Below are 14,754 nucleotides of genomic sequence, written 5' to 3' on the forward strand. Positions count from 1 at the left end.
TTTTGTCAATTGGCCCAAGGTGCAGTTGCGATCATGCGTTGCCGATAATCGCTACAGGCAGCTCACCATGCGGCCGGTGGGGTGGTTTCGATGCGGAGCGTTTTTTCGTCGACGCTGATGTAACCGCCTTTGGTTAGCTCTTTCATCACTTTGTTAATCATTTCCCGAGATGAACCCACCATGGTCGCCAGCTCTTGCTGAGTGGGGCGGTTATGAATCACGTAGACGTCGCCTTCTTTTTCCGCCATGTCTTGCAGCACTTTAATGGTGCGTTCGTAAACATTCGACAAGGCCATTTGTTTGACTTTCTCGGTCAGGAATCTGACTTTTTCCGACAATACTTTAAGTAAGGCAATCGCCGCATCGGGGTGTAGTTTCAACCAGTGGATGAAATCGGTTTTGGCGATGACCGCACACACGGTTTTTTCCTGCGCTTCGACAGCCGCGGAACGGGGTTCGTCGCTGAGCAAGGCCAGTTCGCCGAAATACGAGCCGGCCTCCTGAATCAATAAGGTGACCTCCTTGTCTTTGTCGTTACTGCCGAACACCCGCACCTTGCCGGACAAAATAATGTAAAGCGAACTGGTCTGGTCGCCCTCGGCGATGATCATCGCCTTTTTCGGAAATTTAATGACCTTGGCCCTGGATGCCAAAGCTTCCAAAGCCTCCTCGGGCAGATCGGCGAGAAAGGGGATGTGGTTCAGACTGGCGATGACTTCTGCTTGCATGATGAGGCTATAACCGCTTGGTTTAGTAGAGTGCCGCTTTTGATAACGGTCTGGTTTGTATGTGACGCCTAGCTTACTAAGTTTGCGTCATGATAGTGAAGTATTTCACAGATTGTCGGCCAATTAAATCACAGACATACCCCTTTTACGGCGGCAGCGGGAATAGAGCTCGGCGCATTGGCGAACTTCAACTTTGCAAATGCCAGCCCGCCAAGCGCCTGCCGTTTATACCCAGCTTTTGCCGTTACGCAGCAAGACCTCGAATGCTGATGCCGGTAATGGCTTGCTGAAGTAATAGCCCTGTATCTCGTCACAGTGGTGTTCGCGCAGAAACTGGCAGTGTTGTTCGGTTTCCACGCCTTCGGCGATCACCTTGAACGCCAGGTTGTGCGCCAGTGCAATCACCGCCAATACAATAGTGGCATCTTCCGGATCGGTGAGCATGTCACGCACGAAGGATTGATCAATTTTCAGGGTATCTACGCGAAATCGTTTCAGATAGCTGAGGCTGGAATAGCCGGTACCGAAATCGTCTATGGACAGCTTCACCCCGGCGGTCCGGAGCTGGCTAAAAGTGGCGATGACCTTCTCGACATCCTGAGCGATCAAACTCTCGGTCAGTTCCAGTTCGAGTTGAGAGGCCGGTAGACCGGTGTCTTCGAGCGTATTCATCACCCAACTGATCACATCCTGCTGTAGAAACTGGCGTGCGGATATGTTCACCGCCACACAGACCGGCGGCAAACCGGCGTCTGTCCAGGCTTTTGCCTGAGCGCAAGCTGCGCGCAGCACCCAATCGCCAATGGGCACGATGAGCCCGGAGTCCTCGGCGATTGGAATGAACTGGGCGGGAGATACCGCACCCATTTCGGGATGTTGCCAGCGCAATAAGGCTTCGCAGCCGGAAATTTGGCCGTTTTTCAAGTTGACCTTGGGTTGGTAGGCCAGCTGAAACTGTCCCAATGCCAACGCTTCCCGCAAGCGCGTCTCTATATTGACGCGGCGCAGGGTTTCCTCGCTCATCTCGCGGGTGAAGAATTGACAGGTGTTGCGGCCTAGGTCCTTGGCGCGGTACATCGCCACGTCAGCGTTGTCGATCAGCGCCTCGGCGGTTTCGCCGTCCTGCGGGAATACGCTGACGCCAATGCTCACGGACAAATGGATATTACGCCCCTGAACCAGAAGCGGACAATCAAGATGCCGGACCACTTTTTGGGCGAGGAAATAGGCATCGCTATCTTTATTTAAATCAGTCAGCAAAATTAGAAATTCGTCACCACCCAGGCGAGACACGGTATCACCGTCCCTGACCAGGCTGCCTAGCCGCTCGGCGGCGACCTTCAGCACCGCATCGCCGAATGGATGGCCGTAGCCGTCGTTAACTATCTTGAAGCGATCCAGATCCAGATAGAGCAGTGCCAGCTGATTGCCGGCGCGGCGCGCGTGGGCGATGGCTTGGGCAATGCGGTCCTGGATCAGGTCGCGGTTGGGCAGGCCGGTGAGGCCGTCGTAGGTGGCCAGATAGCGAATCTGCAGCTCGGCCTGTTTGCGCGCGGTGATGTCCTGAATGGCACCTATCATCCGCACGCCGCGTCCCGTGTCGTCACAGAGCAATTGGCCGCGATCAAACAAGTCGGCATAGCTGCCGTCCTTGCGCCGAAAACGGTATTCCTCGGACCAGGTGTTCTCGCTGCCGGCTACGGTGGCTTGAAGGTGTGCAACCACGCGGTCGCGGTCGTCGGGGTGGATGCGGCGGGCCCAGAAGTCGAATGAAGGCAAAATTTCGTCAGTGGTGTAGCCGAACACAATTTGAAAGTTCTCGCTCCACCAAATGTTGTTGCTGGCGAAGTCCCAGTCCCACACGACATCGCCGGTCGCACGGGTGGCGGCGTGGAAGCGGGCCAAGCTTTCCCGCAACGCGGCATCCGCGCGTTGTCGTTCCGAGATGTCGTTTAGAAACAGCGTGCGGACTTCCAAACCGTTGCGTTTAAAAGCCGCCACTCGCAATTCCGCGTCGAACACGCCTTGGGTGCCGACAAATTGAAAAGCGCCGGAATCGGTGGTGCTGAGAATCTCGGCCCAATCAGCGTGGCCGTCGGGCGCAAGCACAGCATCGGTGATGGCCTTACCCAGAATGTATTCACGCGCCAGGCCAAACAAACGTTCTGCGGCGGCGTTCCATTCTATAACGGTCAATTGGTGATCCAGGCTAAAGATTGCGGTGTGAGTGGAGTCGAAAATTGCGCCTTTTAAGGCCAGCGAAGCGGCTTGCTGTTCCTTGGCTTCCAGCAGTTGTTTAACGGCCACGGCCATGTGGTCGAGGGCTTCACCCAGAATTTGGGTTTCCCGGAACTCGTTCGTGGCGAAAGTGGCGGCCGCCGGGGGTTCCAATTCGGTATGACCGATGCCGGCGACCCGGCGCTCCAGCGCCGCCAGCGGTTTGCCGAAGCGCCGGGCCATGCGCATCGAAACCAGCACCAGTCCTGCGGTAATTGCCAAGCCCATACCGCCCACCTGATACAACTGGCGACGCAGCATGTCTTCGATAAACGATACTTTACGCGAAGTAATGACCAACCAAGACATACCGCCTTTCAGCGGCATGCGGCGGGCGGCAACCCAGCGTTGCTCACCCTCCAATAGCATGCGGTCTAGGAATAATTCGCCGGTGAAATTCAGCAAAGGGCTCAAATCGGCAGGCAAGGGCAACGGCGCTCGGCCTACTTGCAACGGATCGCCGATTAGGCGGGGAGCGGCTCCCAACTCCAGGACCTGAAACCGGGAGTGATATTCCGTACCTATGGCGCTTAGAAAGCTATTCAATGCCGGGATGTCGAAGTCAGCATCCAGAACGCCGATCAAACGACCGCCCGTATCTTTCAGGACTTTGCCGTAGCTGAAGCCCCACAAAGGCTCGTTGCCTGTAAATGGCTCCGCCCAGCGGTAAGCCGGAACCCAGGTGTCGCCGCTCGGGCTGCGCAAAGCGGCTGCGTAGAACGCATCGCTGCGGGGATCGTAGTGTTGGTTAAACAGCTGTTGATGGAGCACGAATCCCTGCTCGGTCAATATGAACTTTCGCGCAGGCGGGCCTTCCGTGCGGTCACCCGGGAATAGCCAAAGTAAAATCTCGCCATTTGCAGTCCGTTCCAACGCGCCGTATTCGCCTGAAGCTGCCAAGGAAATGCCCAGATAACTTAATTCCGGGCGTTGTTCGAATGCCGCCAGCGAATATTCCAGTGTCGATTGTAAAGTGGCGCCCGTTACCTCCGGGGCTATCGCGGCACGTTCAGCGGATTCGGCTGTCATCTCCGCCGCGCGAATCAAAATCTGCAGGCGCTCGGTCGCGCGGTCCAGGGTTTCTTTTACCTCCCGCCGGGTAGTTTCTTCAGTGCTGGCGACGCTTTGCCAAGTCATGCCTATTAACAGCGCCAGACCAAGCAACATCACTAAACCCACGATATTGGAAATTAAAACTCGGGTAAATGAAGGAGCAACTGCTTCGGATAACGTTGTCTGTTTCGCGGGTGAAGGCGCGTTATTCATGGTTGTTTGGTCAATGGCTATCGCTGTGAAGTGATCTTTTTAGCGCATCTTGGGCAGTACGCTGCAAAGCTGGAATCGTGTCGAGTTCGGGTAATTGTGTAAGCGGCAGCTCCCGATCAGTTTGGCTATGGAAAGCCGCCAAATTCTATAAATGCCGTCATTTGTATCAAAGACATTGCCATGCAAATCGGCCCAATTTATCGCTGCCGCCCCGTTTGGGCTGCGCTCGTCGAAGCCTGAGGCGGTTTAAGCCTTCGATAGACACTGTACTCTCAAGGCATTTAGGCCAACGGTATTTTAGGGCCGTGATAATAATTGTAGATGCTGAAGACGATCTTTAAATTTAGCCGGTAAAAAAGTTTCGCAAATTACGCATCCAGCCAAGCTCCGCTTTTAGCGTAGCCGCCATAGCGGCACGAATCCTTGTCGAATGAAAAACTACCGCCATTCGCAGTGGAATTTTTCACAGCTTTCCAGGGTGGCGAACACCTAAAGTATCAATACCCGCTCAAGTTCACAAACCGGTAGATGGGGATGTGGTTCGGCAAGCAATGCTGCCGGTATCGCAGTCGTTGGGCCAGCTATGAGCCGGCCTCATCACTTTTTTAAGGAGAAAGACAATGTCTCAAAAATCCAAATTAGATCAAGGTCTGAAGGTGTTGCAACCTGAGGAAATCAGCCAAGTTTCCGGCGGTTTAGTCGATGTCGGAACCGATTTAAGTCAGTTTCCCCGCAAATTCTGGCCGGTCATCAATCCAGGGTCGTTCGTGATTAAAGCCAATGCTGGCTTGGTTGTGCGCTAAATCACTTCCCTGAAGTCATCTTTTATTTTTTGGAGAGCTGTCATGTCAAACAAAACCACTCGAATTTCTGCCGATGAGTTATCCGCCTTTGCCGCGCAAGGCATAGAACGCGCTTTGCAAGCCCGCGAGGCTGCCGGCGTGGAATTAAATCAGGAACAACTGGATCAAGTTAGCGGCGGAGCCTCGTTAAGCTTGGTGCTGAATAAAGGCATTATCGCTGGCGGCCCCTGGTTCGATCAGTTTAGAGGATTAAATAATGTGATTACCAATCAGGGTGCCGGCGGTTTGGCCGGTGGCTTAGCGGGCGGCCTGCAAGGAGCAACCCAGCTGGGTTGATAAGGCCATGACCTCGGAAAACCCAGTGTTATGCCCCAGCGCGCAGCCGGAATGGGAGGGCGCTCAAGTCATCGGCGTAATGACCGGCACCGCGGATAAGCCTGAAATGGCTTATTTGACTGCCCCGCAACCGGTGACCGAGCAATTGCTCGAACTGGCGGGTCCTGTCAGTCCGGCGGAAGTGTTCCGCTTTTCCGCGCCGTGCGCCTGCACCGGTTGCGGGCACTACGCGGAAGCGGAGTCCAAATGCCGGCTGGCTGAAAAAGTCGTGCGTTTTACGCCGACGGTCACCGAGCAATTGCCGGTGTGCGCGATTCGTGCCGACTGTCGTTGGTGGCTACAGGAAGGCCGCTCGGCATGTTTTAGATGTCCGCAAGTGGTGACCAATAACCTCAAGCCGACCGAAGACATGCGGCGGGCAGCCGACTACGGCGTTCTCTGAGGGGTTTGGTCGCAATGTCAAAATGGGTGAGAAGGAAACGGCGCTATGAAACATGAGTTATTTCGACAACAAGCCTTGGACTTTAAAAAAGACAAGCCCTTAGGGGAGGTTATTCACGTGGAATCCTTGTCGTTTGCCTTTCTCACCGCTTTAGCCGTCAGCAGCGCTTTGCTGCTGATCGCCTTTGCCTTTTGGGGCGAATACACCCGCAAATCGCATGTGAATGGTTATTTGTCGCCGAGCATGGGATTAATCAAAGTGTATGCGCCGCAGGCCGGCACCTTGATCGAGAAACACGTTCGCGAGGGGCAAGCGGTTAAAGCCGGCGATACGCTGTTCGTGTTATCCACTGAGAGTAGTTCGCGGGAAACCCCGCAAGCTCAGGCGGCGGCGATTGAACAACTGAAACAACGCCGGGAGAGTCTGGAGACCGAACTGGTCAAACAAGAGCAAATCGATCAGATTCAATACCGTTCCGTGTTGGATAGACTGCAGGGCATGCAACGCGAGTTGCAACAAGTCAATAGCGAATTAGCCACCCAGCAACAGCGTCTGGCTGGTGCTGCGGCAACTTCGCAACGCTATCAGCAGTTGCTAAGCACAAAATTCGTTTCGGCCGTGCAAGCGCAGCAAAAACAAGATGAATGGTTGGATCACCAAGCCAAGCTGCAAGCCCTGCAACGGGTACAGATGACCTTACAACGCGACATCCGCTCCACGCAGTTGGAAGCGGACAGTAGCCAAATGAAATTTAAAAACCAGCGCGCGGCCATCGAACGCAATATTTCGAGTTTGGCGCAAAACATCACCGAATCCGAATCGCGCCGTAATATTGTGATTACCGCGCCGCACGACGGCACCGTCACCACGATCCTGGCGGAGCAGGGGCAAAACGCCACGACCGCCAATCCCTTGCTGTCCATCTTGCCGCAAGGTGCCAAATTGCAAGCCCAATTATTGGTGCCGTCCAGCGCGGTGGGCTTTGTCGAACAGGGGCAGACCGTGTCGGTGCGTTATCAAGCTTTTCCTTATCAACGCTTCGGTAGTCATCAAGGCCGCATCGTCGAAATTGCCAAAACCTTGATTACCCCCAAGGAAGCCGACTTGCCGGTGACGTTGCAAGAGCCGGTGTACCGGGTAACGGTAGAGATCGACAAACAAGCGGTGCAAGCCTATCGCCAGGATATTCCTCTGCAATCCGGCATGCTGCTGGACGCGGACATCTGGCTGGATCATCGCCGCTTGATCGAATGGGTATTCGATCCCCTTTACAGCATTCTAGGACGGGTTTAATCATGGCTATGCAACACATTCTCGATTTTTCCGGTCGCAGAAAAACCCCGCTGATTCTGCAAACCGAAGCGGCCGAATGCGGCTTGGCCTGTCTGGCGATGGTCGCCAATTTTCATGGGCACCGGGTGGATTTGGCCAGCCTGCGGCAGAAGTTTTCCCTGTCCTTGAAAGGCTCGACTTTGAATCATCTGATCCAGATCGCCAACCAATTGCATCTGGGCTCGCGCCCGGTAAGGGTGGATTTAAACGAATTGAGCAAACTTAGCTTGCCAGCGATCTTGCATTGGGATTTCAATCATTTCGTAGTTTTGACCCAGGTCAAACGCGGCGTGGCGACGATACACGATCCGGCCAAAGGTACCGTGCATTTGCCCTATACCGAGGTCTCCAAACATTTCACCGGTATTGCTTTGGAGTTGCAGCCCACCCAAGCTTTTACCGCCAAAACCGAACGTCAACAAATCAAACTTTCCCGCCTCATCGGCCGATTGAACGGTGCCTCCAGCGCTACCTTGCAAATCATTTTATTGGCTGCAGCCATCGAAGTGTTTGCCATCGTAGCGCCTTTTTTTATGCAACTGGTGGTGGATAACGCGGTGGTGGCCCGTGATACCAATCTATTGACGGTACTGGGTTTGGGATTTTTATTGCTGGCCTTGATTCAGATAGGCATTACCGCGCTGCGTTCCTGGGTGGTGTTGGTACTCAGTACCTCGGTGAATTTGCAGATGATGAGCAATCTGTTCGGGCATTTATTGCAGTTGCCGATGAATTTCTTCGAGAAGCGGCATCTGGGCGACATTGTCTCGCGCTTCGAATCGTTGAATGTGATTCAAAGAACCCTGACCACCAGCTTTCTGGAAGCCATCATTGATGGTGTGATGGCGTTGGTGACACTGGGTATGATGCTGGTATACAGCTGGAAACTGGCGGCTATTGTCAGCCTGGCCGCGCTACTGTATGGCCTGTTGCGTTTGGCATCGTTCGCGCCTTTGCGGGCAGCCAGCGAAGAGCAAATCCTGCGCGCCGCCAAGCAGCAAACCAATCTGCTGGAAACGGTGCGTGGCATGCAAAGCGTGAAGTTATTTAATCGCCAGTTGCAACGCCGGCACGGGTATCAAAATTTGATGGTCGATCATTTCAACGCCGGCATCCGCGTGCAAAAGCTCAATATCATTTACCGCGCCCTGAACAGCTTGTTGTTTGGGGTGGAAAACATCGCGGTGATCTGGCTAGGCGCCTTGTTTATTCTGGACGGCGGCTTTTCGGTGGGGATGCTGTTTGCGTTTATGTCCTTTAAAGACCAGTTCACTCATCGGGCGGGCAGCTTCATCGAAAAAGGCATCGAATTCAAAATGCTGGGCTTACACACCGAACGGGTCGCCGATATTGCGTTGGCGGAAGTCGAAGATGAGCATGTTAGTGGTGCCCGTCACGAGCAACTGGCGGCATCGATCCAAATCCGCAATCTGGATTTCAGTTACGCACCTTCCGAGCCGCCGGTGCTGAAAAATTTGAATCTGGATTTTGCCGAAGGCGAGTCGGTGGCGATCATTGGTCCGTCCGGTTACGGCAAAACCACGCTGGCCAAACTGATCTTGGGTTTGTTACAGCCCAGCGCAGGCGAAATCCTCATCGGTGGCGTGCGCCTAAACCGCATCGACAGCCACGATTACCGCAATATGGTGGCGGCGGTGATGCAGGAAGATCAATTGTTCGCCGGCTCGATTGCCGACAACATCTGTTTTTTCGATCCGGAACCGGATCAAGCCTGGATAGAAACCTGCGCGCAACTGGCGGCGGTGCATCAGGATGTGATGACCATGCCTATGGGCTACAACACTCTGATAGGCGATATGGGCACGGTGTTGTCCGGTGGTCAGAAACAACGGGTGCTGCTGGCCCGCGCTTTATACAAACGCCCAAAAATTCTGGTGTTGGACGAAGCCACCAGCCACTTGGACGTGGCCCGCGAAAAGCTGGTGAACGGTGCGGTGCAGCAACTGAAATTGACTCGCATCATCATCGCCCATCGCCCGGAGACTATCGCCTCGGTGGATAGGGTGATTGACTTACAAGCCATAGCGGCGGATGCGCTTGCCGGACCGTGTTATGCGTCGCAGGCGGCTTAGATGTTGCTGAGCAGTAAATGCTCTATGTTGCCGGATTCGTTATAAAATCCTCGAAAATTTTTAAACATTTTACGACTGGATTTTATGAATAACGCCATTGAAACACACGCATCCAACGATATTTTTTCCGAAGCCTTTTTGCTGGGCAATTTAGGCGCACCGTTTATTTTGGGAATGGCGGTCGGCTATTTCGCCAAAAAAATGCTGCGCACGGCCTTGTTTGTCGGTGGGGCGATTGTGTCGATTTTGTTCGTTGCCGAATATTACGATCTTATCAACATCAACAACATGGCGTTGGAAAATGCGGCTAGCTCAGCCGCAGAGGCTGCCAAGGAATCCGGCAGTTTCTTGCTGGATCGGCTGGCGGTGTTTACCAGTCGGGGTGTTAGCGGTGCAGGCGGTTTTTTTGTGGGATTTAAACTCGGGTAAATCGGTTATTGCTTACCCGGCTGCGGGTTGATCATGTGGCTCAGTCAGCAGGGTGCTTTGTCTAGCCACATAGTGCCCACTTTTTTTGCGTGGGCACTATGTGTCGTGAATATCACTTCAGACTATTTGCGTTTAACAGGGCAGATTTAGAAGATTCCAGCCGTTAATTTCGGCCAGGAAAAATACCTTGTGTGGCTACACAGTAAGTGATACCCAAAGCAGGTGAACGGTTATCAAAAGGCACGCTTTGTCCGGCGGGCTGAACGGAAGTGGTTGGTCTACCCGTAAATTTTATGATGTTTGCCTTTAGGGAAGCGTTGGGGGCGTCGCTTGAATAGATATTATCTCTCGATGTCGATGCCGCTAATACATTGCCGGAGGGCGTACTCTTATTGCCGGCTGTACTTACTGCGTCCATCGTAGCAGAAACGTTATCTAAAAAAGTTTGCGCACCATGGGCGTGTATAGGCATTTGGTCTTGTCTTAGGGTTACAAAGTCTATGCCGATTTCTTGGCCAATCGATATGGGCGATAGCCCCGGACCTTGCCCGACCCCGATTGGCGAACGGCCGCGCAGATCCGGTAGCATAAATGTTGTTTGTCCATCACCGCCATACTGCGTACCCAACAGCGAAAACAAGGCTGTGTTTTGCGCAATGCTCAGCGTCTGTCCGGCGGCTTCCAAATAACCGCGCGGGCAAAAATTAAAGCTAAATGTGCAAATCTCGCCGAGAAAGGGGTCGGAACCGCAAGCCGAGGCTGATACAGGTAAGCCGGTGATAGCGATCATGGCCAGTTTCAAGAGTGGTTTGTTGAATGATTTTGACATGTTGAGTACCTTTAAATTGAGCTGAAATTAATTGAAAGCGTAGTGACGGCGTTTGCTGGTAAGGACTGAGATCAAGCCGATAGCCAGCAACCACAGGGTTTCCGGCTCCGGCACTGTGTTGTTGGTTTGCTTGGTGACCGAATCGACTGTAATCAGGCTGGACGCATTTATCGAAAATCTGCCGGAGTCCGCGCCGCCGAATATGAATAGATCGGGGTTGCTATCGCCAAAGCTGATCAAATCGCCTGGGTTTAATAGAAACGACAACAGCAGAGTGCCGACGTCGGATACCAGGCCGCCTTTACCGGTAGCGATATTGGTATTCGGATTACTGGGTATGAATTTTTCGTTACCGCGAACGGGATCCGAAATAATTTTAGAAAACGCCAGTTCCTTGCCATCGGCTTTGTAAAAGCCAATTATGGACTGTGCGAATTCGCCGTCATTGTTCAGCGGCGGTGTGTCGGTGGCTTCGACTTGATGGCTGTATTGGAATTGCAAGTTCACCACAAAACTATCCACGGCAGACTTGTTCTCAATCGAAAAGGTATAGTCGCCGAACAGCGGGCTGATGCTTGAGGGCTCGGCGCCGCCAGTGCCGCTAGCGTTTAAATTGATACCAAAACCATCGCCGATCTGGCTTAAGGTGCCTGACAAGGGGTCAGGACCTGTGACCGTGGAACCCACCAGCGTGGTGGTGGAAGTAGAGCCCGCGATAATGCTGGTCAGCGAGCCTGTCTGGATGGCGTTTATGGGATCGGCTGGGGAACCGAGGCTATCAAACTCGGCCGAACCGCGAATTACAATATTGCTGTCAAAAGCTGCGGCCGACACCCATCCGGAATGTGCGCCGAGCAGCAATGTGATAGCCAATGCGACATTGCGAATCCGGCAACCGTGGTTTGTAGGTAGCTTCTTAAAATCGCTACCGATACTCTTTTTAAATTTAATTGATTCCATCTTGATACCTCTTTATTTGATTAGATTTGGCGGTAATATATTTATATTAATGACTTGTTGCGTGCAAAATGCAGGCGTCTAGTAAGTATTTAAATGCAGTCGATTAAAACAATTTCTCATGCTGCTAAATTGCCATATAAATTGAATTAACTTACTTCTGTTTTATTCAAAAAATTGTATTACGGCAATTAATAGCCAATTCTTATGCCAGTTATTAATTTTGTGCGGGAAAATAATTTATCTTTATGTTTTTAAAGATATTTTATGGCTGTGCTTGGCAGGAGGAGTCAGCATGCATAATTGCTGTGGAAGCGTTTTGGCACGATATGTCGCATGAAGTACGAAATATCGTTTTTATTTCGAGGTGGGGTTTGATTTATTGCTTAGCTCGATAGAGCGGGTAATTGAAAGTAGGCTTTTTAGCTTAGAAATACCCGTTACTAAATAAGCAGAGGAAGGCTTTGTCAAACTGATGTAAAACTGCAAAAGCCCCGATTAGCCAGGCGAACAGCTTCGACAAACAAGTAATCAAAGCATCTACATGGGAAGCACCCAAATGCGCGGATACCACCATTGACAGCGTGACTCGCGAACCGGCAATCGCCAGACGATGAGTGATTGAAGTGCGGGATTTTCTAAGTTGGGGATAGCGGAGGCTGCGGTTCGCCGATTTCGTCGATCAGCACTGTCTGGCCGACTGACAAGCTGCCGGGTTTATCGTGCAAGGCGTTTTGCCCAAAATAGACTTTGTTTTGCCATTTGCGCAGACGATTCAGCGTCGTCAACGGCTCTTTGCCGGTTTCGGCGGTTAGCGGGTCTATGGTGGGTACCGAACAGCGCGAGCAGGGTTTGGGCAATCTAAAACCAATATCGTTGATGCTAAGCCGTCGCCAAGTATCTTCGGCATAGCTATCGCAATCGGTGACGACCAGGTTCGGCCGAAAGCGAATCATGTCAATTGTCACCGGCATGGCTTGGTTAAGGGCGTTTAAGGAATTCTCCGACACGATCAAAAACGGAAAGCCGTCGGAAAAAGACGTTTGGTCGCTGTCCAACGCATAGTTAGGATCGACCTTGCGAATATCGTTATCGGTTTGGTAAACCAGCCGGCAATCGGTTTGTAAAAAATCGCTTAACCAAGCATCGGCGTCATCGCCGCAGGTCTTAGCTATACAACGGTCGTGCCAGACCACCACTTCAATGTCGTCGCCGTCGTTTGATTGCAATGGCAGCGCTAGATCCGCTTTGTTGGGTGCCGACAAAATCAGTTGTTGATCTGCAATGCGGGTTGTAATCAACGCCATTTTCGGTAAACGGCGTTGGCTGAGGAACTGTCTATCGCTGTCTATCAGCATCCATTTTCTATCGTACAGCAAGCCCTTCTGATCAACCGGCCAGTGTGCCACCCGAATTCCGGCCAGCGATTTGACCGGGTATATATAAATTTCACTGAGTATCGGCATGTTATTTCGTTGTTAGCTGAATAGCAGATCGGTTTGGGTATGCAGTAAATGCTCTGCTAAATGTTTTTCAATGTTGTCGAACTTGATGCCGTAACGGCCATTTTCCCGGTCGCAATGTACAACAAGTGCGGAGATATCAAAACGCTTGCCGTCGGCGAATAGTAAATACAGGAATATGCGCTTATTCTTGCCGAGTTTTTTCTCGCTGAATATCGCCGCGCCACGGCTACTGACATCCCGCAACACGACCGGAAACAAGCGTGGAAACCAGATGCTTTTGACTTTAACGGCGGCACGGATGTCGTTGCGTCGATAGCGAACCGCACTACGCTTGTTAGACCATGAGCTATCAATCGTGACCTCTTGATCGAGAAAATCTAAAGAGAAATCTGGCTCAGACATGGCAAACGCGGCGAATGTAAAGGTGGCTAAGTATTGATGTTAAACCACTAAAATTCAATAGAGCGGGACGATTATTGACCGAGCCCGGCCGAACCGAATCCGTTAAAATAACGCTTTTATGTCGTTCCGTATCGGATTATGAAAAAAATCGCGCTTATTTCAGTTTGTTTTTGTTGGCTTGTCGCGTTGCCAAGCAGCGGCGCAATTGCCGCGACTGCCAAGAAAGCCGTTCCGGCCAAATCGCAGGTCACCAAGCCCGCCGAGCCTGCCAAGCAGATAGTCAAAATCGGCTATTTCAGTCAGGAGCGGGCAGCGCCGGCAGCCTTGTCCAACCTTGATCCGTTTATCCAGAACAAAGGCCAGATCGGTGCCGAATTGGCGATTGCCGACAATAATACCACCGGGCAATTTACCGGCCAGCACTACGAGTTAAAGAAAGTGGTGGTGCCGGTTGGCGGCGATTTACAGCAGGCCTTCAATCAATTAGGCGACGATGTTGGTTTGGTGGTGTTGAACGTGCAGTCTGACCAACTAAACAAGCTCGCCGACTCGCCGGTGGCGAAAAACAAATTGCTGTTCGATGCCGCTACCAGCGACGACGAATTACGTAATACGGATTGCCGCCATCAGATTTTGCACCTATTACCCAGCCGGGCCATGCGTGCCGATGCGCTGGCGCAATATATGCTGAAAAAACGCTGGCAAAACTGGTTTTTGGTGATAGGCCCCACGCCGGAAGACAAGTTATATGCAGCGGCCATTAAACGCGCGGCCAAGAAGTTTGGCATCAAACTGGTCGCGGAAAAAGCCTGGACCAACGATTACGATGCCCGCCGTACCGCCCAATCCGACGTGCCGGTTTTTACCCAAGTGGACGATTACGATGTGTTGGTGGTGGCAGACGAACAGGGCTTGTTTGGCGAATATCTGGATTACCGGACCTGGAAACCACGGCCGGTGATCGGTACCCAGGGTTTAATCGCCACCGCCTGGCATAGAACTCATGAACAATGGGGCGCGGTGCAATTGCAAAATCGCTTCAAGGACACGGCCGGTCGCTGGATGGAAGAGGAGGATTATGCGGCCTATCTGGCGGTGCGGGCGATAGGCGAGGCCAGCGTCCGCAGTAAATCGAATCAAACCCAAGCCATCAAGGAATATATGTTCTCCACGGCGTTTGCATTGCAGGGTTATAAAGGCGTGCCCTTGTCGTTTCGTCCTTGGGACGGTCAATTACGGCAACCGGTATTATTGGCCGCACCGCGTTCTTTAGTCAGTGTGGCGCCGGTCGAAGGGTTTTTGCATCCGAAGACCGAGTTGGATACTTTGGGATACGACCAGCCGGAAACGGCTTGTAAATAAGCCGGTGTTGAACCAAATTTCGGAGGGTGGGG

General features: G+C 52.4%; 13 protein-coding genes. 7 read left to right on the forward strand and 6 right to left on the reverse strand.

The genetic code is table 11. The features are described 5' to 3' along the window. Positions 1-62: 62 nt before the first annotated feature. Both ACH5Y9_RS06770 and ACH5Y9_RS06775 read right to left on the reverse strand, forming a co-directional pair. Entirely contained in the window at positions 63-728 is a 666-nt protein-coding gene (locus ACH5Y9_RS06770) for a Crp/Fnr family transcriptional regulator (protein ID WP_415878363.1), read from the reverse strand. Positions 729-953: 225 nt separating this feature from the next. Continuing rightward, positions 954-4,271: an EAL domain-containing protein gene (locus ACH5Y9_RS06775; RefSeq protein ID WP_445369034.1), complete on the reverse strand. Its 3,318-nt coding sequence runs from the start codon at positions 4,269-4,271 to the stop codon at positions 954-956. A gap of 620 nt (positions 4,272-4,891) precedes the next feature. Here ACH5Y9_RS06775 and ACH5Y9_RS06780 point away from each other — a divergent pair. From ACH5Y9_RS06780 to ACH5Y9_RS06805, 6 genes are all read left to right on the forward strand, one after another. Further along, positions 4,892-5,074 (forward strand): hypothetical protein, encoded by a 183-nt coding sequence (locus ACH5Y9_RS06780; RefSeq protein WP_171695166.1) that lies wholly within the window; start codon positions 4,892-4,894, stop codon positions 5,072-5,074. A gap of 42 nt (positions 5,075-5,116) precedes the next feature. Further along, on the forward strand, positions 5,117-5,410 hold the full coding sequence (locus ACH5Y9_RS06785; RefSeq protein ID WP_445369035.1) for a hypothetical protein: 294 nt from the start codon (positions 5,117-5,119) through the stop codon (positions 5,408-5,410). A 7-nt stretch (positions 5,411-5,417) separates the two neighbouring features. Next, positions 5,418-5,852, forward strand: a complete 435-nt coding sequence (locus ACH5Y9_RS06790) for a nitrogen fixation protein (RefSeq protein WP_205454196.1) — start codon at positions 5,418-5,420, stop codon at positions 5,850-5,852. Positions 5,853-5,897: 45 nt separating this feature from the next. Continuing rightward, entirely contained in the window at positions 5,898-7,145 is a 1,248-nt protein-coding gene (locus tag ACH5Y9_RS06795) for an HlyD family secretion protein (RefSeq protein ID WP_445369036.1), read from the forward strand. A gap of 2 nt (positions 7,146-7,147) precedes the next feature. Next, a complete protein-coding gene (locus ACH5Y9_RS06800; RefSeq protein ID WP_445369037.1) occupies positions 7,148-9,277 on the forward strand; it encodes a peptidase domain-containing ABC transporter in 2,130 nt (709 codons plus the stop codon). Positions 9,278-9,361: 84 nt separating this feature from the next. Then, complete coding sequence (locus ACH5Y9_RS06805; protein ID WP_445369038.1) at positions 9,362-9,706, forward strand: FUN14 domain-containing protein; 345 nt, start codon at positions 9,362-9,364, stop codon at positions 9,704-9,706. Positions 9,707-9,869: 163 nt separating this feature from the next. Here ACH5Y9_RS06805 and ACH5Y9_RS06810 read toward each other — a convergent pair whose 3' ends face one another. The 4 genes from ACH5Y9_RS06810 to ACH5Y9_RS06825 form a co-directional block, all read right to left on the reverse strand. Continuing rightward, positions 9,870-10,535, reverse strand: coding sequence for a phage tail protein (locus ACH5Y9_RS06810; RefSeq protein WP_445369039.1), 666 nt, complete (start codon positions 10,533-10,535; stop codon positions 9,870-9,872). A gap of 27 nt (positions 10,536-10,562) precedes the next feature. Next, a complete protein-coding gene (locus tag ACH5Y9_RS06815) occupies positions 10,563-11,495 on the reverse strand; it encodes a PEP-CTERM sorting domain-containing protein (RefSeq protein WP_445369040.1) in 933 nt (310 codons plus the stop codon). 635 nt (positions 11,496-12,130) lie between these two features. Continuing rightward, the gene (locus ACH5Y9_RS06820; RefSeq protein ID WP_445369041.1) at positions 12,131-12,958 is read right to left on the reverse strand and encodes an MOSC domain-containing protein; all 828 of its coding nucleotides are present in this window, start codon (positions 12,956-12,958) and stop codon (positions 12,131-12,133) included. Between the two features lie 12 nt (positions 12,959-12,970). After that, positions 12,971-13,360, reverse strand: a complete 390-nt coding sequence (locus ACH5Y9_RS06825; RefSeq protein ID WP_020481875.1) for a PilZ domain-containing protein — start codon at positions 13,358-13,360, stop codon at positions 12,971-12,973. Between the two features lie 138 nt (positions 13,361-13,498). Here ACH5Y9_RS06825 and ACH5Y9_RS06830 point away from each other — a divergent pair, with 138 nt between their 5' ends. After that, positions 13,499-14,722, forward strand: coding sequence for an ABC transporter substrate-binding protein (locus tag ACH5Y9_RS06830; RefSeq protein WP_445369042.1), 1,224 nt, complete (start codon positions 13,499-13,501; stop codon positions 14,720-14,722). Positions 14,723-14,754: the final 32 nt, after the last annotated feature.

The organism is Methylomonas sp. BW4-1 (genome assembly GCF_052474385.1).